We start from the raw sequence: 18,949 nt of genomic DNA on the forward strand, positions 1-18,949 counted from the left end.
GGGCCGCCAGGCCGCGACGGCAGCGTGCCGGCCGCACTGTCAATCAGACGCCGCCGCAAGAAGGGCCTTGCCGCAGTGCTCCGTGGCGCCGCGCATAGCCCGGCAGGGCCAGGGCGTGTCCACATTCAGGCATAGTTGAGGGTTGTGCAGAAAGTAGTGAAGTCCTGGGCATAACCGGAGCTTCTTATTACTTTATTTTTTTATAGTTTGCGTTTTTATACGCACAACCTATATTTGCTCCCACTTCCCAACAATGCGCAGCGGCGTCCCCAGGCCGTCCTGCGCCGCGGCGTTTTTTCATGATCGAGATTCGGGATCTTTCCCTGACCTACAAGGGCCCCACCGGGCCCGTCCATGCCTTGCGGGGCATCAACCTGCAGATCGAGTCGGGCGAGGTGTTCGGCATCATCGGCCGCAGCGGCGCGGGCAAAAGCTCGCTGGTGCGCTGCCTGAACCTGCTCAACCGCCCGACCTCGGGCCAGGTGCTGGTGGGCGGCCGTGACCTGATGCAGCTCAGCGATGCCGAGCTGCGCACGGCGCGCCGCGACATCGGCATGGTGTTCCAGCATTTCAACCTGCTGTCCTCGCGCACGGTGTTCGACAACGCCGCGCTGCCGCTGGAGTTGGCGGGCATGTCGGCCGACGACATCAAGAAGCGCGTGGACCCGCTGCTGGACCTGGTGGGCCTGAGCGCGCTGCGCGACCGCTATCCGGCGCAGATATCGGGCGGGCAAAAGCAGCGCGTGGGCATTGCGCGCGCGCTGGCCAGCCACCCCAAGGTGCTGCTGTCGGACGAAGCCACGTCGGCCCTGGACCCCGAGACCACGCGTTCCATCCTGGACCTGCTGCGCAAGGTCAACCGCGAGCTGGGCCTGACCGTGGTGCTGATCACGCACCAGATGCAGGTGATCAAGCAGATCGCCGACCGCGTGGCCGTGATCGACGGCGGCGAGATTGCCGAGCTGGGCCCCGTGATTGACGTGTTCACGCGCCCGCAGCAGGCCATCACGCGCAGCCTGATCGACGAGATCGTGCCCCAGCAACTGCCCGAGTCGGTGGCCGTGCGCGTGAATGCGCTGGCCGCCCAGCTGGCGCCGGGCCAGCAAGGCCGGCTGCTGCGCCTGTCGTATGCGGGCGAGAGCGCCTACCAGCCCATCCTGTCGCACCTGATCCGCGAGCTGGGGCTGGACCTGTCCATCCTGCATGGCCAGATCGACGAGATCCAGGAGCAGACCTTCGGCTCGCTGGCCGTCTTCGCCAGCGGCGATGCGGCAAAGATCGATGCCGCCGTGGACCATCTGCGCGCCACCGGCGTGCAGGTGCAGATCGTTTCCACCAGGGATTGAGCGATGTTTGAGAATTTTTCGGAAATGATGCTGGAGCTGTTCGTCAGCTCGCTGTGGGAGACCATCATCATGGTCGGCGTCTCGGGCCTGGTGGGCGGCCTGATCGGCATTCCCCTGGGTGTGTTCCTGCGCCTGACCGACCACGGCGGCGTGCTGCAGAACGGCCCGGCCAACAAGATCGTGGGCTGGATCGTCAATGCCCTGCGCTCCACCCCCTTCATCATCCTTTTGGTCGCCATCATCCCGCTGACGCGTCTGATCACGGGCTCGTCCATCGGCACCTGGGCGGCCGTGGTGCCGTTGACCATTGCGGCAGCCCCCTTCGTGGCGCGCCTGGTGGAGACCGCGCTGCGCGAGGTGGACAACGGCCTGGTGGAAGCGGCCCAGTCCATGGGCGCCACCACGGGCCAGATCGTCTGGAAGATCCTGCTGCCCGAGGCGCTGCCCGGCATCGTGGCGGGCCTGACCATCAGCTTCGTGAGCCTGACCGGCTACTCGGCCATGGCCGGCGCCATTGGCGGCGGCGGCCTGGGCGACCTGGGCATCCGCTACGGCTACCAGCGCTTTTTGCCCGACGTGATGCTGGCCGTGGTCATCATCCTGATCTTCTTCGTGCAGGCCATCCAGAGCCTGGGCGACTGGGCGGTGCGCAGGCTCAGCCACCGCTGATCCACACACCCCGGCGGCCGGCGCGGCCGGGGCGGCAAGCTGCCGCGAGATTGTCTGAAAGAGGGATTCCATGAAAAAGCGCGCATTGCTTCAATCGCTGGCCCTGGCCGCCGTCCTGCCCCTGGCGGGAATGGCCGCGCTGCCGGCCCATGCGGCCGACGGCTCGGTCACCATCGGCGTGACCTCGGGCCCGCATGCCCAGATTGCCGAGGTGGCCAGGAAGGTGGCCGAGAAGAACGGCCTGAAGGTGAAGCTGGTCGAGTTCGGCGACTTCATCCAGCCCAATGCGGCGCTGTCGCAGGGTGAGCTGGATGCCAACATCTACCAGCACCAGCCCTTCATGGACGCCCAGAACAAGGACCGTGGCTACAAGCTCGTGCCCGTGGCCCGTGCGGTCAACCAGCAGATGGGCGTGTACTCCAAGAAGATCAAAAGCCTGGCCGACCTCAAGAGCGGTGCGCGCGTGGGCATCCCCAACGACCCCACCAATGGCTCGCGTGCGCTGATGGTGCTGGCCGCGCAAAAGCTGATCGAACTGAAGACCGGCGCGGGCGCCCGTGCCTCGGTGCTGGACATCACGGCCAATCCGAAGAAGCTGAGGTTCGTGGAACTGGAGGCCGCCCAACTGGCGCGCTCGCTGGACGACCTGGACGCCGCCGCCGTCAACAGCAGCTACGCCGTGGCCGCAGGCCTGTCGCCGCAAAAGGATTCGCTGGCGCTGGAAGCCACGGACACGCCCTATGTCACCGTGCTGATCGCCACGCGCGCCGGCCATGAAAAGGACGCCGGCCTGCAGGCCTTCGTCAAGGCCTACCAATCGCCCGAGGTGCGCCAGTTCATCGACACGCAGTTCAAGGGCGCCTACACGGCGGCCTGGTAAGAGCATGGGCAGCCTCGCATCGCACCAAGTTTCCGACGCGGACTTCGTGGCCGCCATCGGCGTGCAATGGCAGCACCGTCCGCTGGCGCCCGAGCCCGGCCTGGCCGCGCTGCTGGCACAGGCCCAGCTGGACGACGGCGGCAAGGCCACCGTGGTCCAGGCCGTGGGCATGCTGGTGGTCGACGAATGCGTGGCCCATGGCTACCACAGCATGGACCTGGTCGTGCTGCACCCAGGCACGCCGGGCCTGGACGAGGCGCTGGAGCGCTTCGACAAGCCCCACACCCATGCCGATGACGAGGTGCGCTACATCCTCGAAGGCGAAGGCCTGTTCGGATTTTTTGATGCCCACGGCCAAGAGCGCGTGCTGCGCGTGCAGCCCGGCGACTACCTGCGCATACCGGCCGGCGTGGAGCACCGCTTCACGCTGACCGCCACGCGGCGCATCAAGGCGCTGCGCCTGTTCGCCGACACGGCGGGCTGGGTGGCGCAATATACCCAGCGGCCCGCCGCTGCCATGGAGGTGCCTGCATGAGCCTGCCTGTCCAGACACTGTTCCAGACACTTGACGAGGCGCTGTTCACGCGCGCCCAGGACCTGCTCGACGAGGAATGGCTGCGCAGGGATGCCGACCTCGCCCCCGTGCTGCCCGTGGTGCTGGCGCGCGGCGTGGGCCAGGACTGGCACAAGGCCGGCACCTTCCGCCACCACTTGGCGGGCGTGGCCCGTTCGCTGGCGCTGTGGCGCCAGCCGCGCGACGTGCGCCTGCTGGGCCTGCTGCACAGCGTCTATGGCAACGCCTTCGTGGACCTGGTCAAGTTCGATGCGGGCAGCGAGCGCGGCCGCCTGCGCGAGCTGGTGGGCGAGGGCGCCGAGCACCTGGTCTACCTGTTCTGCACCATGAGCCGCACGCAGTTCATGCAGAAGATCCTGGCCGGCGACCTGGCCGAAGACGGCTCCATGGCGCTGGAATCCGCCGGCCGCAGCCAGCGCCTGAGCGCCTATGAGGTGGCGGCCTTCACCATCGTGAGCATGGCCGATGCCATGGAGCAGTGGTTCAGCTGGCAGGAAGACATCTACTCGCAGTTTCCGCAGGTGCAGAACCAGCGGCAGCAGGGCGTGCACTGGGCGGCCTCGCTGTGGCCCGGTCCCATGCGGCCTGCCAGCCGCATGCTCAGCCAGATCAGCGACCTGGGCCGTGCGCTGCAGCACCCGGCGCTGCGCGCCCAGCTGCCGCTGCCGCCGGTGTTCGACCATTGCAGCCGGCAGCTGTCGCCCGGCGACGAGGCCGCTGCCGTATCGCTGTACTGGTCGGTGATCCAGCTGGACCAGCCGCTGGTGGATCTGGACGCCGCCACGGCCGTGCTGGAAAGCGCCGTGCGCCTGAACCCCTGGGTGGGCGAGCCGCAGATGGTGCTGGCCCAGCTCTACCTGTCTGCCGGCCGCGCCGACGACGCCGCGCGCGCTGCCACCAGCGCGCTGCAGTGCTTCAGCGGCTGGGGCAATGCCTGGGACAAGCGCGTGCAGTGGGACGCCTGGATCGCCTGGACGCGCATCCTGCTGCAGTCGGCGCAGCAGGGAAGCTGGCCCGAGCGTCTGGACAAGCTCAACAACCTGGCCCTGAAGGGCTGAGATGCAAAAAAGCCTGGCGCGAGAGCCAGGCTTTTTTGTGATGGGAGCGCGCCCGCGCCTTATTTGGCCGGCGCCGTTCCGGCCTTGGCGGCCGGCGCAGCGCTGGCGGGCACGGCGCCATCCTCGATCGCCTCGGGGTGCATGGGCCGGCGTGCATAGCGCTGGGCCAGCACGGCGCAGACCATGAGCTGCAGCTGGTGGAAGATCATCAGCGGCAGCACGATGGCGCCCACGGCGCTGGACTCGAACAGCACCTTGGCCATGGGCACGCCGCTGACCAGGCTCTTCTTGGAGCCGCAGAACACCAGGGTGATCTCGTCCTCCTTGGAAAAGCCCAGACGGCGCGCCGTCCATGACGTGATGACCAGCACCAGGGCCAGCAGTATGGACGATAGCAGCAGCAGGCCCAGCAGCGCGGGCAGGGGCGTCTGCTGCCACAGGCCGCTGATGACGGCGGCGCTGAAGGCCGTGTACACCACCAGCAGGATGGAGCCCTGGTCCACGAACTTCACGCGCTTGGCATGGCGCGAGATGAAGCCGCCGATCACGGGCCGCAGCAGATGGCCCAGCACAAAGGGCAGCAGCAGCTGCAGCGCGATCTTGCCGATGGCCTGCAGCGCGTCGCCCCCTTCGGCGCTCTTGTGCAGCAGCATGCTGACCAGGATGGGCGTGATCACGATGCCCATCAGCGTGGAGGCCGAGGCGCTGCACACGGCAGCGGGCATGTTGCCGCGCGCCATGGCCGTGAAGGCGATGGCCGACTGCACCGTGGCCGGCAGCGTGCACAGGAAGAGCACGCCCATGTACATCTCGGGCGTGACCAGGGGCTCCAGCACGGGGCGCAGCGCCCAGCCCAGCAGGGGAAAGAGCACGAAGGTGGCGGCAAAGATGGTTAGGTGCAGGCGCCAGTGGCCTATGCCGGCAAAGATGGCCTCGCGCGAGAGCTTGGCGCCGTGCAGGAAGAACAGCAGGCTGACCATGAGCGTGGTCGCCACCTCCAGCCATTGCGATACGGCGCCCGAGGCGGGCAGGAAGCTGGCCAGTGCCACGGTGGACAGCAGCATCAGCGTGAAATTGTCAGGGGCGAAGCGGGGGCGTGCCATGGGAAAACTCTCTCCAACTAACTATCGGTTCGTGCAGCCAGGCTGCAAGGCCCCGATTGGACGCCACGGCCATTGAAAAGAGAAATGGATTTATCTGATGGTTTTATAATTTTTCCGTATGAATATCAGCCTGCGCCAGCTGCGCGCCTTCCTGGCCGTGGCGGAAAGCCGCAACTTCAGCCGCGCCGGCGAGCTGATGGCGCTGACCCAGCCCGCCGTCAGCCGCAATGTCACCGAGCTGGAACAGGCCCTGGGCGTGCAGCTTTTGCACCGTACCACGCGCGAGGTGGAGCTGACCGACGCCGGCCGCCTGCTGCAGGGCCATGCCACGCGCGTGCTGGACGCGCTGGATGAATGCCTGCTCGAAGTCAGCGGCTTGGCCACCCAGCGCCTGGGCAAGGTGCGCGTGGCCAGCAGTCCCACGCTGTCGGCCCACCTGATGCCGCGCTGCATTGCGCGCTGCCGCGAGCAGGCGCCGGGCATCGAACTGCTGCTGCTGGACCGCATCCAGAGCGATGTGCTGCAAAGCGTGCGCAGCGGCGAGGTGGACTTCGGCGTGGTCATCGACCCGCAGGGCCGCGACGACCTGCACTGCGAAACCATACTCAGCGAGCCCTTTTGCCTGGTCTGCCCGGCCACGCACCGGCTGGCCCGCAAGCGCCAGGTGGCCTGGAGCGACCTGGCCGGCCAGCCGCTGGTACTGCTGGACCACGCCTCGGGCAGCCGCCGCCTGATCGACGCCGCACTGCAGGCCCACGACGCCGAGGCCGCCGTGGTCCAGGAAGTCGGCCACACCACCACCATCTTCTGCATGCTCCAGGCGGGCCTGGGCCTGAGCGTGGTGCCGGAACTGGCCGTGCCGCAGGCATGGCGAATTCCCGCGAGTGGCGCCGCCCCCGACGCCCTTGCCAGCCGCCCCCTGCTGCCGCGCGTGCAGCGCGACATCATGCTGGTGCGCCGCCGCCAACGCGAACTGTCGCCCGTGGCGCAAAGCGTGTGGGATTTGATCAGGGGGGAGGCGGGGCAGCTGTGAGGCTGTGGTGGGCGAGGATCAATCCATGTGCCAGTTCAAGCACTGCAAGTCGGGTACACGAGAAAACTCCCGGATATTGCGGGTGACCAGCGCTGCCTGATGGCGCAATGCAGTTGCTGCGATCAAGGTGTCATGCGGTCCTATCGGCGTGCCCTTGGCCTCCAGCGCTGCGCGTATGCGGGCGGCATGAGTCGCGCATTCGCTGTCGAATACCAGCAACTGCATGGGGCGCAGGAGTTGCACCAATGCCTCAAGACGGGGCGCGGAGGCGGCTGGTGGCAAGCGTTGCAGTCCATAACGCAGCTCGTACTCCACGATGGCCGGTACGCCGATGTCGGTGGGGCGCAAAGCCTGCAGGCGAGGCACTACCTGCGGGTCTCCGCGAAAGTAGTAGCTGATGGTGTTGCTGTCGAGGATCAGCATGGCCGCATGTCAATAGCCGACTCGAGGCACATCGGTGGCAACTGGAGCGTTATGTTCGTTCGCAAGAGGGAAATCGGCGAAGCGACCTGCCAGCTCAATGCAATCCTGAGGCCATTCATGCGCTGCGTACTTGCGAATGATCTCGGCGACCCAGCGGCTCTTGGACATGCCATTGGCTCTGGCCGCCTCTTCCACCAGAGCTTGGGTGGTGTCGTCCAAATAGAGTGTGATTTGCGACATGGCAGCTACTCCTTGAGCGGGGGAACGGGTTTAAAAAGTATATGTGCAAACATAATTGCCCAGTTCAAGACCCAGTTCCCCTACGGGGCTGGCACATCACACAACACCCCCACAGGCCGCCGCATACGGCCGTATCGCCTCGCGCACGCGGTCCAGCACCAGTGCGTGGGGCGAGGGTGCCAGCCGCCCGGCGCGCACGGCCTGGTATTGGGCTGGGAGGAACTGGCTGAGCATGTTCTCGGGCAGGGCGCAGGCGGACAGGTTGTCCAGCAGCCGCGCCACGGCGGCGTTCACCGTGGGGTCGGCCCAGTAGTAGCGGATGCGGTCGCTGTAGCTGTAGATGCGCAGCAGCCTTTGGGCGCCGGGATCGGGCTGCTCGCCGCGGTAGTAGCGCTCCCAGTTGGCGGGGCGGCCCAGCATGGCGGACTCCAGCACGGCAGGCAGGTGGGAGCGCTGGGGTGCGTCCACAAGCTGCTCCTCGATGGCGGCCAGCGCGAACAGCGCCTCGCGCAGCGCAAAAGTGGCGCCGGGCCCGACCTTGAGGATGGCAAAGCCGTCCTGCACCAGCTGGCGCAGGGCCTCGGGCCGCTGGTAGTCGGTGGAGTGGGCCTCGAAGACCAGTTGCGGATGCTGGCGCAGCAACTGCCGGAGGTCGGCTGCCCCGGCTGGCGCGTAGTCCACCACGCGCGTGTGATCGAACTCCACGCCCGGCTGCACCACCAGCGCGATGATGCGCGGCCAGACAGCGTCCAGCCCCTGCTGCGCGAAGACGTCGCGGTGCACCTGCAGCGTGCGCTGGGCGTCGGCGCGCGCGGTGACTTCCACATGCTCCAGCGCATGCGCGGCGCCGCCGGGCACGGGCACTTCGGTGCCGATCACGTAGGCCGGGCCGGGCGCGGGGCAGGTGCTGGCCTGCTCGGCCGCCTGGCAGAGCAGGGCGGCGCGGCGGGCCACGGTGGCGTCGTCCAGTGCCTGGGGGTCGCCCGCGCAGGCCATGCTGGCGTCCAGGTGCAGCTTCACGAAGCCGGCCGCCGCATAGGCGCGCACCAGATCCTGCGCCAGTTCCATGGCCTCGGCGGCGGGAAGATGGGTCCACGCCGTGGGGCCCAGGTGGTCGCCGCCCAGCAGCACGCGGTCTGGCGGCAGGCCGCAGCGGTCGGCAATGGCCAGCACGAAACGGCGAAAGTCGGCGGGCTGCATGCCGGTGTAGCCGCCGAACTGGTTGACCTGGTTGGCGGTGGCCTCCACGAGCAGCGGCGTGCCGTCGTCCAGCGCCTGGTGCATGGCCGCCTCGATGACCAGGGGATGGGCCGAGCAGATGGAGTAGATGCCGAGTGCGTTGCCTGTAGCGCGCGCATCGCCTGCGGCTGCTGGCGTTTGCCCGGAGCGTGACTGCGCCAGGCGGGTGAGGTGGGTGAGATGGGCGGGCATGGTTTCAGCCCTCCATCACCGCATGCCGCAGGTGCTGCGGCCGTTGTGCCAGCAGCGCGTCGAGCCCGGCAAAGCCGGATGTGCCCTCCATCGGCCCCTTGCTGGAGACTGCCAGCGCGCCGGCCGCATTGGCGTAGCGCAGCGATTGCAGCGCGGTCTTGCCCAGGCGCCGGCAGGCGATGAAGGTGGCGCCAAAGCAGTCGCCCGCGCCCGTGGGGTCGGCCACGTCCACGGCAAGGGCGTCGAGGTCGATGCGCTCGTCGGCACTGAAGTAGCTGCAGCCGTCGGCGCCGCGCTTGACCACGATTTCGCGCACGCCGCGCGCAAAGATCTCGGCGATGGCGCCGGCCTCGTCGGCCGAGCGGGCCAGCTGCGTGACCTCGTGGCCGCTGGGCAGGAAGATGTCGGTGAACTCCAGGATGTAGGCCAGGGCCTCGCGCATTTCGGGGATGCGCAGCATCTCCTTGCGCACGTTCGGGTCGAAGGACACGGTGCCGCCCTGGGCCTTGACGATTTCGATGGCCTTCTTCATGGCATCGATGATGCGAAACGAGAACAGCGACGAGCCCATGACGTGGAAATGCGCGCAGTCCTTGAGCACGGCCTGGTTGACCTGCTCGGGCTGCAGCTGGGCCGAGGCGCTGTTGGTGATGTTGAAGATGAAGTCGCGCTCGCCGTCGTCGCGGTAGGTGACGAAGGCGCTGCCCGTGACGGCGTTCTGGCACACGGCGATGGCGCTGGTGTCCACGCCGTCGCGGCGCAGGCGGTCGATGTTGAGCCAGCCAAAATCGTCGTCGCCCACGCAGCCGATGATGGCGGCTGGATGCCCCAGCCGGGCGACCTGGTCGATGAAGATGGCGGGCGCCCCGCTGGCGTAGGGCCCGGCCAGCGGCCCCGGCGCGCGAAAGCTCTGGCCTTTTCGCTCGGCCATGATTTCGACGAGGATCTCGCCCATGGTCATGATGGATTGCATGCTCTCCCTCCCTTTGGAATCAAACCCCGTGCGCCGTTCGCTGCACCGCCGGCCCATGCGTCAGCGCCTGCGCCTGCTGTGCACATCGATGCACACGGCCACCAGAATCACGCTGCCCTTGACGATGAGCTGATAGAAGTAGGGCACGCTCATCAGGTTCATGCCGTTGTTGATGACGCCGATCATCAGCGCCCCTATCAAGGTGCCCGCAACGCTGCCGTGGCCTCCGGCCAGGCGCGTGCCGCCCAGCACGGCGGCGGCAATGGCGTCCAGCTCCCAGCCCATGGCCGCGTTGGGCTGGGCCGAGTACAGGCGGGAGGTGAGCAGCAGGCCGCCCACGGCCGCCATCAGCCCCGACAGCATGAAGATGGCGATCTTGAGCCGCCCCACCCGTATGCCCGCATAGGTGGCCGCCTCGGCATTGCCGCCTGCCAGATAGGTCTTGCGGCCAAAGACGGTACGGGCCAGCACGAAGTGGTTGGCGGCCAGCAGTGCGGCCAGGATCCAGATGGGCACGGGCATGCCCAGCCATTCGCCGTTGCCGATCCACAGAAAGGCTTCGCTGTCCACCGGCGCCGGCATGCCGCCCGAGACGATATAGGCCAGCCCCCGGAAGATGCCCATGGTCGCCACCGTCACGATGAAGGACGGCAGATGCAGCAGCGCCGACAGCGAGCCGTTGAGCGCGCCCAGCAGCAGGCCGCACAGCAGCACGGCGGGCAGCACCAGGGCAGGTGCCAGGCCCTGGCCCAGCATCAGGCCGGCCGCGCTGCCGGCCAGGGCGACCACCGACCCCACCGAGAGATCGATCTCGCCCAGCAGCAGCACATAGGTCATGCCGAAGGCCACGATGGCGATGATGGACACCTGCAGCAGCACGTTGCGCAGGTTGCCGGCCGTGAGAAAGGCGGGCGACAGCAGGGAAAACAGCGCCACCAGGCCGGCCAGGCCCATGAGCGTGCCGGCATGGCGCCGCAGCGGCTTGCAGGCATGCCGCCAGCCATGCCTGCCGTCATAACGCCGGTCGCCGGGAAGGCGTTCTTCGGGCGCGCCCGTGGCGGGGAGGCCTAGGTCGGAATGGTTCATGGCAGTCCTGCTCCGGTGGCGTGCGCCATCACGGTCTCCTGGCGCAGATGAAGGGTGTCCAGGCTCTGGACCAGGCGCTTGTTGCGCATGACCAGCAGGCGGTCGCTCAGGGCCAGTGCCTCGGGCAGCTCCGACGACACCAGGATGACGGCCGTGCCGGCCGCTGCCAGCTCGCGGATCAGGGCATAGATCTCGAACTTCGCGCCCACGTCGATGCCGCGCGTGGGCTCGTCCAGCACCAGCAGCCGGGGGCGCATGGCCAGCCACTTGGCGAACACGATCTTTTGCTGGTTGCCGCCCGACAGCTGGCGCACGGGCTGGAGCAGGCCGGCAACGCGTATCTTCAGCCGCTGCACGCAGGCGCGGGCCAGCGATTGCTCGGCCGCCTCGTCGGTGAGCAGCGCGCCGCCGCGCCCGCTGTGCACCTGCACCATGCAGATGTTGTGCTGCACGGACTGGTCCAGCACCAGGCCTTGCTCCTTGCGGTTCTCGGTCACGAAGGCCATGCCCTGGCCGATGGCGTCGGCCGGCGAGCGCAGGCGCAGCGGCCGGCCGTGCATGAGGATGCTGCCCGTGCAGCGGTGCATGCCGAACAGCGCATCCATGACATCGGACCGGCCCGAGCCGACCAGCCCGAAAAATCCCACGATCTCGCCCGCGTGGACCTCGAAGTCAATGCCTTCGAAGCGCCCGGCCAGGCCCAGGCCGCGCACCTGGAGCAGGGCGCGCGTGCTGCGGTCAGGGGCGGGGCCGCGCGGCGGATAGATGTCCTGCATCTGGCGCCCCACCATGAGCGCGATCAGCGCCCCGATGTCGGTCTCGTCCCGCGCCAGGGTGCAGATGGAGCTGCCGTCGCGCATGACGGTGATCTCGTCGGAGATGCGCATGATCTCGTCCATGCGGTGCGAGACGTAGATGATGGCGCGCCCCTCGGCCTTGAGGCGGGCGATGAGGGTGAAGAGAATCTGCGCCTCGCTGTCGCTGAGCGAGGAGGTGGGCTCGTCCATGATGACGATGCGCGCGGGCTGGGCCAGCGCCTTGGCGATCTCCACCAGCTGGCGCTGGGCCAGCGACAGTTCGGCCACCTGCGCGTTGGGGTTCAGGTCCATGCCCAGTCTGGCCAGCAGCGCGGCGGCGTCGCGGCGCAGTGCGCGGCGGTCCACGCAGCCGGCCCGCTTCGGGAGCCGCGCGGCAAACAGGTTGTCTGCCACGCTGAGGTTGGGCGCCAGGCTCAGCTCCTGGTGAACGATGGCGATGCCGTGGCGCTGCGCATCGGCGGGGCTGGCCAGCTCGGTGCCGGCACCCTCGATCAGCAGCTGGCCGCCATCGGGCCGGTGCACGCCGGCCAGGATTTTGAGCAGGGTGGATTTGCCGGCCCCGTTCTCGCCCAGCAGCGTGTGCACCGTGCCTGCGTGCAGGCGGAAGGACACGCTTTTGAGCGCCTGCACGGCGCCGAAGGATTTGGCCAGCGCCCGGGCCTCGAGCATGGGGGGCGGCGCAACGGCGTCGAGCATGGCACGGCCTGGGTGGCTGTGTGCAGTGGGGCCTGGCATGGCGGGCTCCGCAGGTCCATTTACCTGGTGGCAGCCGTGTACACGCCGGGCAGCACGGGGTGGAGTTTTTCCACCGGCTTGCCCGACAGCAATTGCGCGGCAAGGGCCACGGATTGCAGTCCCAGCTGGTCGGGGTACTGGCGGATCACGCCCACGAAGGCCGGTTCGCGGTCCACGGCTGCGCGGGCCTCGGCCATGCCGTCAAAGCCCACGATCTTCACCTGCTCCAGCTTTCTGGCGGCCTTGACGCTGGCCAGCGCGGCCAGGGCCGCATCGTCGCCAAAACCGAAGATGCCTGCCAGGTCGGGGTGGGCCTGCAGCATGTTCTGCGATGCGGACAGGGCCTCGGCGCGTGTGATGCCGGGTTGTACCGAGACGATCTTCATGCCGGGGAAGGCCGCGATGGCCGACTTGAAGCCCTCCACGCGATCGACCACGGACTGTATGGACGGGTAGTGCAGCACCCCGATCTGGCCCTTGCCACCCGTGGCGCGGGCCATGAGCTGGCCGGCGAGCACGCCGCCGGCGCGGTTGTCGGTGGCTACGTGCGAGGCCACTTCCACCCCGCTGGCCGCAATGTCCACGGTGATCACGGGTATGCGGGCGGCGGCGGCCTTGAGCACGGCGGCCTTGACGCCGCGTGAATCCACGGGCGACAGGATGATGGCATCGACCTTCTTGCTGACGAAGTCCTCCACATCGGAGATCTGCTTGCCCAGGTCCTGGTTGGCAATGCTCAGGTCCAGCTTCAGCCCCTGCCGCGCGGCTTCCTGCTGCATGGCCTGGGCCAGCTCCAGGTAGAACGGGTGCTGCTGCGTGAGCAGGGACACACCGATGGTGCGCGCGGGGCCGGGGCCCGGCTGTGCAAGCGCCGGGCTGGCCGGCAGGCCGAATGTGAATGCGCCGGCCAGCATGCGCCGGAGAAACGTGTTGCGGTCCATGGCGGTCTCCCTCCCTCTGTCGTTGTGGAAAAACTCAGCTTCTGGCGAACTCGATGCGGCCCTCGGCCTTGTGGGTGGCCTGCAGCCGGTGGCGTGCCAGCAGATCGAAGGCGCCGGGCTCCATGTCCTGGTGTGCGCACAGGCCGTCGAGTTGAGCGATGTCGCAGACCGGGTGTCCGCCCGAGGTGCTGTCCAGATCCAGTGCCAGCGCCACGGCCTTGGCGCTGTGCTCCACGGCTGCCGCGTACAGCCGTGCGGCGCCCGGGTCGCGGCACAGCAGGCGGTTGCGCTCGTCGATGCCACAGATCTCGAAAAGGCAGATGTCCAGCGGCCGGCCGCGCAGGCCCGTTTCAGCGCCGGGGCCGATGAGGCCGGGTTCGTCGCCGGCCAGCGCGCCGCCCGTGACGTGGATGGCGCAATCGAGAAACTGCCGTGCCGTCGCCACCATGGACAGGTCGTGCAGCGTCAGCGCAATGCCCTGGCGGCTGGCCAGCAGCGGCAGCACGCGGTGGGTGATGCGGCCACCGCCAAGAAAGACGGACGCATCGTCTTCAATCCAGCCCAGGGCGCCCTGGGCCACCTGGGCCTGTGCCGGGCCTTGTGCGGCGGCGTGGGCGCCGGGCAGCTCGGCCGCCGTCTTGAGCAGGGCCGGGTTGTAGCGCGCCTTGCCGAAGGCGCGCACCACATAGCCCTGCTGCTCCAGGTAGTGCAGGTCGTTGCGGATGGTGACGGTGGAGACGCCGAAGAGCATGCTCAGCGCCTCCACCCGCACCTCGTCGGTCTTGCGCGCCAGCTCCACGATCTGCAGCCTGCGCTTGAGTGAACTGTTGCCTTGTTCCTGCATGGATTCTTTCGATTCGAAAGTTTTATATTTCGTATCGAAAGTTTCCCTGCACGCAAAAGCTGCGTCAAGCGCACCCAGGGTATTCACCAGGGATTGCCTGGCCTGGAAGGTTTACCGGCTGGCCGCGCTCAGGGGCACGACCACGGGCCGCTGCAGCTGTGACGTCCAGGCCCGGTAGGTGCGGTGGGCCAGGGCGTGCAGCACGGGAATGCGCAGGTCCAGGTGGCGCAGGATCTCGCTCTCGGTCTGCGCCGCGGGGCCGCGTGCGCGCAGCAGCTCGTCATGGCCTTCGGCGCACCAGGCAGCCACGCTGGCGGCAGTCACCTCCATGTGGCCCTGGAAGGCCCAGTGCCGGCCATGTCGAAAACCCTTGTTCAGGCAATGGCTGCCGTACATGGTGCGCACGGCGCCGCGCGGGATCTCGAAGGTGTCGTAGTGCCAATGGAAGATCGTGGCCTCGCGCGGCAGGTCCATGAGCTGCTGGGCGGCGGCGGTCACCCAGATGCGGCTCCAGCCAATGTTGGGGCAGGGGTTGCGCCAGACCCTGGCGCCCATGGCGCGCGCCAGCATCTGTGCGCCGAAGCAGTGGCCGAGCACGGGAACGTCATGCCGCAGCGCGTCGGCCAGCAGGGACTGTTCATCCTCCATCCAGGGCAGGCCCTCGTTGACGCAATGGTTGCTGCCCAGCACCACGATGCCGCTGTAGTCGGCGGCATGCACAGGGGCTCTGCCATCGAGGGCGGGCTGCAACATTCGGTAGGGAATGCACTGCTGCTCCAGGTGTTCACGCAGAACGCCGGGGCCCTGGGTGGATTCGTGCTGGAGGATGGCGACAGGTCTCATGGCGGCGCGGCTTCATCGGGAAGCCATTTGTTGTGAGGCCTTGACTCTAGGGACGGCTGCCTCAAGGGCGGATTGTGTTTGCGCACAACGCCATCAAGGCCGCATCAAGGCAGCACCGGGACAGCACCACGGATGTCGCCCCCGTCCCTCTCAAGCCGTGGATGCTCCAGCCTTGCGCCGGCTCCATTTCAGCTCGCTGACCAGCACCCCGCCCACGATCAGCACTGCCCCCAGGATGGCCAGCCCCGGCAGCCGGTCGCCTGCCATGCGCCCCACGATGCCGGCCCAGACCGGCTCGCTGGCATAGATCACGGTGGCGCGCGTGGGCGACAGGGACTTCTGGGCCCAGTTCATGGTCAGCTGGATCAGGATGCTGGCGCAGGCCATGGCCACGGCGGCCGTCAGCCAGATCCACGAGAAATCCGGCACCGACTCGCCAGCCACGGGCATGGCCAGCAGCGCCATGGTGCCGGCCGCCAGCAACTGCACCGTGGTCACGCGCCGCGCATCGACCTTGCCCGCGAAATGCCCGATCAGGAGCACCTCGGCCGCAATCGCCAGCGTGCTCAGCATGGTCGCCATCTCGCCCACGTTCAACTCCATTCCCCCGGACTCGGGCCCCGCCACCAGCATCAGGCCCGTGAGGGCCAGGCCGATGCCTATCCAGCTCATCAATCGCGGCGGCTTGCCCATCACCAGCCATTGCAGCAGGGGCACGATGGGCACATACAAGGCGGTCAGAAACGCCGACTTGCTGCTGCTGATGGTCTGCAGGCCGAAGGTCTGCAGGCCATAGCCCAGAAAGATGCTGGCGCCGATGGCCGTGCCTGCGACCAGCTCGGTGCGCGTGAGCCCGGCCATAACCTTGCGGAACACCAGCAGCCCGATCAAACCCGCCGTGACAAAACGCAGGCCCACAAAGAACAGCGGTCCGCTGTGCTGCATGGCCAGGTGGACCACGAGAAAGGTGCCGCCCCAGACCATGGTGACGGCGATCAGGGCCAGCTCCTGCCGGCTGAGCAGCGGCGTGCGCGAGCTGTGAGAAGATGACGTGTGCAACATATTGCGCAGATCATATGAGAAATATATTGCACAGCGCTGGCGAGCGCTCCGATGTCCTGGCTTTCGTCAGCGAAAACCTGCGCCGCCTTCGCCAGCGTGCAGGACTGAGCCAGGCGGCCCTGGCCGAGGCCGCAGGCCTGAGCCGGCGCATGGTCGTGCAGCTGGAAGGCGGCGACACCAATATCAGCCTGTCCAGCCTGGATCGGCTGGCCGATGCGCTGGGCGCCAGCTTCATAGAAATCGTCAGCGACCCGGCCGCGCAGCGCCTGCGCATGGACGCCATGGCCTGGCGCGGCACCCGGCCCGAAAGCCAGGCCATGCTGCTGGGCAGCGTGCCCGCCACGCGCGAGGCCCAGCTGTGGTCCTGGTCCCTGGGCCCCGGCGAACGCTACCAGGCCGAACCCGACCCGGAAGGCTGGCACGAGATGATCGTCGTGGTCGAAGGCCGCCTGCTGGTGGACCTGAGCGAAGGCCCCATGACCATCGAGGCCGGCGACTACGCCATCTACGGCAGCGCCCAGGACTACGCCTACGTGAACCTGCACGAAGGCGTAACGCGGTTCATTCGGAATGTGATTTCCTGAGGGGGAGCCTTCTCCTCCCGGTCCATGCTCGCTCCAGCCCGGCCGGCTTCGGCCCGTGCGCTGCGCGCGCCAGCCGTATTGGCGGGTACCTAGAACAGGGGAGGCCGGCCCTTGTTGCACTGCGTACGCCCCACGGGCGACGGAGCCCCTTTCTGGTCGGGCACAAGCGCCTGCAGCGTGCCCACCTGCGTGGCCGACGGCTGGACGGCCATATCGGCATTGGCCGTGGGCGTGCCGCACTGGCGCCGCGCCGCAGCTCAGGAGCAGCCGGCGCATTGGGCAGGAGAGCCGTCGGCCACGATGCCGTCGTACCCATGGGACCGACGCTGCGCCCGCTGTCGCCAGTAGCACTTAAGTAACAGATATTGAAAATAGATACTATTGAATTTTTTGTTTCAATAGTTAAGATGCATCGGTTTTTTGTCAGAACAACGGCCGGTAGCGATCGGGCGTGAAATTCAAACATCGGCATCAGAGGGAGATTTGCGTGCGCCACGTTTTTGCGATTCGGGCGTGGTCGGCGCTCGCGCCTGGACTGCAGGAGCCTGCCCAGTGGCGGCAGTGGGCACGTCAACCCATCCTGCCGCAAGGGCAGGTGCATCCGGATCTTGCCCATGTTTCACCCATCGTCCGCAGGCGCTTCGGGCGATTGGCGCGATGCGTAGTCATCCCTGCCGACGCCGTTCTGGCGCAGGCTGCAGTGGCAGATTTGCCCGTGGTCTGGGCTTCGCGCTACGGCGATGCCGAAAAGTCCCTTGACTTGCTGCAAACGCAGGCCCTGGGGCAGGCTTTGTCTCCCACGGCATTCGGCCTGGCGGTGCATAACGGCATTGGCGCCCAGCATTCCATTTTGCGAGGCATGCGTGCCAATGCCTTGTGCGTGGCGTCCACCGATTGCGCGCCGGAAGCGGGCATGGTCGAAGCATTGGGCTTGCTGCACGAAGGCGCGCCGCAAGTCATGCTGGTCTGCTATGACGCGCCACTGCCTGCTCCGTATGACGGCTTCCACACAGAGCCCCAGGTGGTATTCGCCTGGGCGGTCTTGGTGCAATGGGCAGTACCCGGGGAGTCCGGTTTCCAGTTGAGCAGGCAGCCCGGCATGGACGCCGCGCAGCCGGAACCGGACCACGCGCCGCATTTGCAGCATTTACCGCACGGGTTGCAGGTGTTGCAGTTTCTGTTGCACGACGGCCAGGCATCCCTGACAGGCCCGCAGCGCCCGGCACAGCGCCGTGGCGCAGGTACATGGCGATGGGAGCGCGCTCATGGCTGAGTGGCTCAATCGTCAGTGGCGCCTGGCGGCCACCGGCCTGTGCTTTGCCGTGTTCGGCCTGGGTGGGCTGGTGGTGCGCTGCGTGGTCTATCCGGCCTTGCTGCTGACCGTGCGCCAGCCGCAGTCGCGCCAGTGGGCGGCCCAGTCGGTGATCCATCACAGCCTGCGCTGGTTCGTGGCCCTGATGGCGGGCGTCGGCGTTCTGTCCTATGAAGTGCACGGCCGTGAACGTCTGCAGCGGCGCGGCCTGCTGATTCTTGCCAATCACCCATCGCTGATCGACGTGGTGTTCCTGATCTCCTTCGTTCGCCATGCCGATTGCATCGTCAAGGCGGCGCTGGCAGGCAACCCTTTCACGCGCGGCCCCATCCGGGCGGCCGGCTTCATTGCCAACAGCCGTGGCGAGGGCCTGCTGCAGGACTGCCTGCGCTCGCTGGCATCCGGCAACAACCTGATCATCTTTCCCGAAGGCACGCGAACACCGCTGCACGGCAAAGTCCGGCTGCAGCGCGGCGCGGCCCATGTGGCGGTCAGAGGCCGCATCGATATCACGCCGGTGCACATCCATTGCAGCCTGCCCATGCTGACCAAGGGCGCGCCGTGGTGGCAGGTGCCGCCGCGCAAGCCCCACTTTTTCATCGAAGTCCGTGACGACATCGGTATCGAGGCCTTTTGCCAGGGCGCTGCCAGCGACTCCGTGGCGGCCCGACATGTCACGGACCACCTGTCCGCACAACTATTCAAGGAACCGTCCCGTGCCAGAGCTTGAGCAAGAAATCAAAGAACTCATCATCGAGTCCCTGGCGCTGGAGGACATCACGCCGCAGCAGATCGATGCGGGCGAGCCCCTGTTTGTCGAGGGCCTGGGACTGGACTCCATCGACGCGCTGGAGCTGGGCCTGGCGCTGCAAAAGCGTTTCGGCGTGAGCCTGTCCGGGGACTCGGAACAGACGCGCCAGCATTTCCGCAGCGTCCAGGCGCTTGCTGCCTTCGTGGCGGCCCAGCGCACGCACTGAGTGCGGCCCTCCGCGCA

General features: G+C 67.5%; 21 protein-coding genes. 10 read left to right on the forward strand and 11 right to left on the reverse strand.

The genetic code is table 11. The annotated features are described in order from the left end of the window. Positions 1-299 precede the first annotated feature (299 nt). The 5 genes from AC5I49_RS02190 (at position 300) to AC5I49_RS02210 (ending at position 4,527) form a co-directional block, all read left to right on the forward strand. Positions 300-1,346, forward strand: coding sequence for a methionine ABC transporter ATP-binding protein (locus AC5I49_RS02190; protein ID WP_016448088.1), 1,047 nt, complete (start codon positions 300-302; stop codon positions 1,344-1,346). A gap of 3 nt (positions 1,347-1,349) precedes the next feature. Continuing rightward, the gene (locus tag AC5I49_RS02195) at positions 1,350-2,015 is read left to right on the forward strand and encodes a methionine ABC transporter permease (RefSeq protein ID WP_012205011.1); all 666 of its coding nucleotides are present in this window, start codon (positions 1,350-1,352) and stop codon (positions 2,013-2,015) included. A 70-nt stretch (positions 2,016-2,085) separates the two neighbouring features. Beyond that, positions 2,086-2,895: a MetQ/NlpA family ABC transporter substrate-binding protein gene (locus AC5I49_RS02200; RefSeq protein WP_012205012.1), complete on the forward strand. Its 810-nt coding sequence runs from the start codon at positions 2,086-2,088 to the stop codon at positions 2,893-2,895. A 4-nt stretch (positions 2,896-2,899) separates the two neighbouring features. Next, positions 2,900-3,430, forward strand: a complete 531-nt coding sequence (locus AC5I49_RS02205) for a cupin domain-containing protein (protein ID WP_061287599.1) — start codon at positions 2,900-2,902, stop codon at positions 3,428-3,430. Then, on the forward strand, positions 3,427-4,527 hold the full coding sequence (locus tag AC5I49_RS02210; protein WP_495788771.1) for a DUF6817 domain-containing protein: 1,101 nt from the start codon (positions 3,427-3,429) through the stop codon (positions 4,525-4,527). Before AC5I49_RS02205 ends, AC5I49_RS02210 begins: the two co-directional genes overlap by 4 nt. Before the next feature lie 59 nt (positions 4,528-4,586). Here the strand turns inward: AC5I49_RS02210 and AC5I49_RS02215 are convergent, their stop codons facing one another. Further along, entirely contained in the window at positions 4,587-5,630 is a 1,044-nt protein-coding gene (locus AC5I49_RS02215) for a bile acid:sodium symporter family protein (protein ID WP_043791305.1), read from the reverse strand. A 118-nt stretch (positions 5,631-5,748) separates the two neighbouring features. Between AC5I49_RS02215 and AC5I49_RS02220 the strand changes: the two genes are divergently transcribed. Continuing rightward, entirely contained in the window at positions 5,749-6,663 is a 915-nt protein-coding gene (locus AC5I49_RS02220) for a LysR family transcriptional regulator (RefSeq protein ID WP_495788772.1), read from the forward strand. An 18-nt stretch (positions 6,664-6,681) separates the two neighbouring features. On the opposite strand, the gene AC5I49_RS02225 is transcribed toward AC5I49_RS02220, so the two are convergent. From AC5I49_RS02225 to AC5I49_RS02270, 10 genes are all read right to left on the reverse strand, one after another. Next, entirely contained in the window at positions 6,682-7,086 is a 405-nt protein-coding gene (locus tag AC5I49_RS02225) for a type II toxin-antitoxin system VapC family toxin (RefSeq protein WP_495788773.1), read from the reverse strand. Between the two features lie 9 nt (positions 7,087-7,095). Beyond that, on the reverse strand, positions 7,096-7,326 hold the full coding sequence (locus tag AC5I49_RS02230; RefSeq protein ID WP_212646306.1) for a ribbon-helix-helix domain-containing protein: 231 nt from the start codon (positions 7,324-7,326) through the stop codon (positions 7,096-7,098). 96 nt (positions 7,327-7,422) lie between these two features. Continuing rightward, a complete protein-coding gene (locus AC5I49_RS02235; RefSeq protein WP_495788774.1) occupies positions 7,423-8,757 on the reverse strand; it encodes a D-tagatose-bisphosphate aldolase, class II, non-catalytic subunit in 1,335 nt (444 codons plus the stop codon). Positions 8,758-8,761: 4 nt separating this feature from the next. Next, positions 8,762-9,730, reverse strand: a complete 969-nt coding sequence (locus tag AC5I49_RS02240; RefSeq protein WP_495788775.1) for a tagatose kinase — start codon at positions 9,728-9,730, stop codon at positions 8,762-8,764. Between the two features lie 60 nt (positions 9,731-9,790). After that, complete coding sequence (locus tag AC5I49_RS02245; RefSeq protein WP_495788776.1) at positions 9,791-10,816, reverse strand: ABC transporter permease; 1,026 nt, start codon at positions 10,814-10,816, stop codon at positions 9,791-9,793. Further along, complete coding sequence (locus tag AC5I49_RS02250) at positions 10,813-12,330, reverse strand: sugar ABC transporter ATP-binding protein (protein WP_495788777.1); 1,518 nt, start codon at positions 12,328-12,330, stop codon at positions 10,813-10,815. Before AC5I49_RS02250 ends, AC5I49_RS02245 begins: the two co-directional genes overlap by 4 nt. 59 nt (positions 12,331-12,389) lie before the next feature. Continuing rightward, on the reverse strand, positions 12,390-13,310 hold the full coding sequence (locus tag AC5I49_RS02255; RefSeq protein ID WP_495788778.1) for a substrate-binding domain-containing protein: 921 nt from the start codon (positions 13,308-13,310) through the stop codon (positions 12,390-12,392). 34 nt (positions 13,311-13,344) lie between these two features. Then, positions 13,345-14,154 carry a DeoR family transcriptional regulator gene (locus tag AC5I49_RS02260; protein WP_495788779.1) on the reverse strand — a complete coding sequence of 270 codons (810 nt, stop codon included), beginning with the start codon at positions 14,152-14,154 and terminating at the stop codon, positions 13,345-13,347. 111 nt (positions 14,155-14,265) lie between these two features. After that, complete coding sequence (locus AC5I49_RS02265; protein ID WP_016448076.1) at positions 14,266-14,997, reverse strand: type 1 glutamine amidotransferase; 732 nt, start codon at positions 14,995-14,997, stop codon at positions 14,266-14,268. A gap of 150 nt (positions 14,998-15,147) precedes the next feature. Continuing rightward, positions 15,148-16,059 carry a DMT family transporter gene (locus AC5I49_RS02270; RefSeq protein WP_495788780.1) on the reverse strand — a complete coding sequence of 304 codons (912 nt, stop codon included), beginning with the start codon at positions 16,057-16,059 and terminating at the stop codon, positions 15,148-15,150. A 14-nt stretch (positions 16,060-16,073) separates the two neighbouring features. On the opposite strand from AC5I49_RS02270, the gene AC5I49_RS02275 reads away from it, so the two are divergent. The 4 genes from AC5I49_RS02275 to AC5I49_RS02290 all read left to right on the forward strand — a co-directional run bounded on the left by AC5I49_RS02275 (position 16,074) and on the right by AC5I49_RS02290 (position 18,932). Continuing rightward, positions 16,074-16,643 (forward strand): helix-turn-helix domain-containing protein, encoded by a 570-nt coding sequence (locus tag AC5I49_RS02275; RefSeq protein WP_026062195.1) that lies wholly within the window; start codon positions 16,074-16,076, stop codon positions 16,641-16,643. A gap of 451 nt (positions 16,644-17,094) precedes the next feature. Further along, complete coding sequence (locus AC5I49_RS02280) at positions 17,095-17,916, forward strand: beta-ketoacyl synthase chain length factor (RefSeq protein WP_392451539.1); 822 nt, start codon at positions 17,095-17,097, stop codon at positions 17,914-17,916. Then, complete coding sequence (locus AC5I49_RS02285) at positions 17,909-18,685, forward strand: lysophospholipid acyltransferase family protein (protein ID WP_209672874.1); 777 nt, start codon at positions 17,909-17,911, stop codon at positions 18,683-18,685. The genes AC5I49_RS02280 and AC5I49_RS02285 overlap by 8 nt, the downstream gene beginning before the upstream one ends. After that, positions 18,672-18,932 carry a phosphopantetheine-binding protein gene (locus tag AC5I49_RS02290; RefSeq protein ID WP_128422704.1) on the forward strand — a complete coding sequence of 87 codons (261 nt, stop codon included), beginning with the start codon at positions 18,672-18,674 and terminating at the stop codon, positions 18,930-18,932. The genes AC5I49_RS02285 and AC5I49_RS02290 overlap by 14 nt, the downstream gene beginning before the upstream one ends. Positions 18,933-18,949 lie beyond the last annotated feature (17 nt).

The sequence above is a fragment of the Delftia sp. genome (assembly GCF_059499305.1).

What these genes read in the sequence shown, in the direction of transcription:
- AC5I49_RS02190 (WP_016448088.1), top strand. Translation starts at nt 300, where the DNA reads ATGATCGAGATTCGGGATCTTTCCCTGACCTACAAGGGCCCCACCGGG.
- AC5I49_RS02195 (WP_012205011.1), top strand. Translation starts at nt 1,350, where the DNA reads ATGTTTGAGAATTTTTCGGAAATGATGCTGGAGCTGTTCGTCAGCTCG.
- AC5I49_RS02200 (WP_012205012.1), top strand. Translation starts at nt 2,086, where the DNA reads ATGAAAAAGCGCGCATTGCTTCAATCGCTGGCCCTGGCCGCCGTCCTG.
- AC5I49_RS02205 (WP_061287599.1), top strand. Translation starts at nt 2,900, where the DNA reads ATGGGCAGCCTCGCATCGCACCAAGTTTCCGACGCGGACTTCGTGGCC.
- AC5I49_RS02210 (WP_495788771.1), top strand. Translation starts at nt 3,427, where the DNA reads ATGAGCCTGCCTGTCCAGACACTGTTCCAGACACTTGACGAGGCGCTG.
- AC5I49_RS02215 (WP_043791305.1), bottom strand. Translation starts at nt 5,630, where the DNA reads ATGGCACGCCCCCGCTTCGCCCCTGACAATTTCACGCTGATGCTGCTG.
- AC5I49_RS02220 (WP_495788772.1), top strand. Translation starts at nt 5,749, where the DNA reads ATGAATATCAGCCTGCGCCAGCTGCGCGCCTTCCTGGCCGTGGCGGAA.
- AC5I49_RS02225 (WP_495788773.1), bottom strand. Translation starts at nt 7,086, where the DNA reads ATGCTGATCCTCGACAGCAACACCATCAGCTACTACTTTCGCGGAGAC.
- AC5I49_RS02230 (WP_212646306.1), bottom strand. Translation starts at nt 7,326, where the DNA reads ATGTCGCAAATCACACTCTATTTGGACGACACCACCCAAGCTCTGGTG.
- AC5I49_RS02235 (WP_495788774.1), bottom strand. Translation starts at nt 8,757, where the DNA reads ATGCCCGCCCATCTCACCCACCTCACCCGCCTGGCGCAGTCACGCTCC.
- AC5I49_RS02240 (WP_495788775.1), bottom strand. Translation starts at nt 9,730, where the DNA reads ATGCAATCCATCATGACCATGGGCGAGATCCTCGTCGAAATCATGGCC.
- AC5I49_RS02245 (WP_495788776.1), bottom strand. Translation starts at nt 10,816, where the DNA reads ATGAACCATTCCGACCTAGGCCTCCCCGCCACGGGCGCGCCCGAAGAA.
- AC5I49_RS02250 (WP_495788777.1), bottom strand. Translation starts at nt 12,330, where the DNA reads ATGCTCGACGCCGTTGCGCCGCCCCCCATGCTCGAGGCCCGGGCGCTG.
- AC5I49_RS02255 (WP_495788778.1), bottom strand. Translation starts at nt 13,310, where the DNA reads ATGGACCGCAACACGTTTCTCCGGCGCATGCTGGCCGGCGCATTCACA.
- AC5I49_RS02260 (WP_495788779.1), bottom strand. Translation starts at nt 14,154, where the DNA reads ATGCAGGAACAAGGCAACAGTTCACTCAAGCGCAGGCTGCAGATCGTG.
- AC5I49_RS02265 (WP_016448076.1), bottom strand. Translation starts at nt 14,997, where the DNA reads ATGAGACCTGTCGCCATCCTCCAGCACGAATCCACCCAGGGCCCCGGC.
- AC5I49_RS02270 (WP_495788780.1), bottom strand. Translation starts at nt 16,059, where the DNA reads ATGTTGCACACGTCATCTTCTCACAGCTCGCGCACGCCGCTGCTCAGC.
- AC5I49_RS02275 (WP_026062195.1), top strand. Translation starts at nt 16,074, where the DNA reads ATGAGAAATATATTGCACAGCGCTGGCGAGCGCTCCGATGTCCTGGCT.
- AC5I49_RS02285 (WP_209672874.1), top strand. Translation starts at nt 17,909, where the DNA reads ATGGCTGAGTGGCTCAATCGTCAGTGGCGCCTGGCGGCCACCGGCCTG.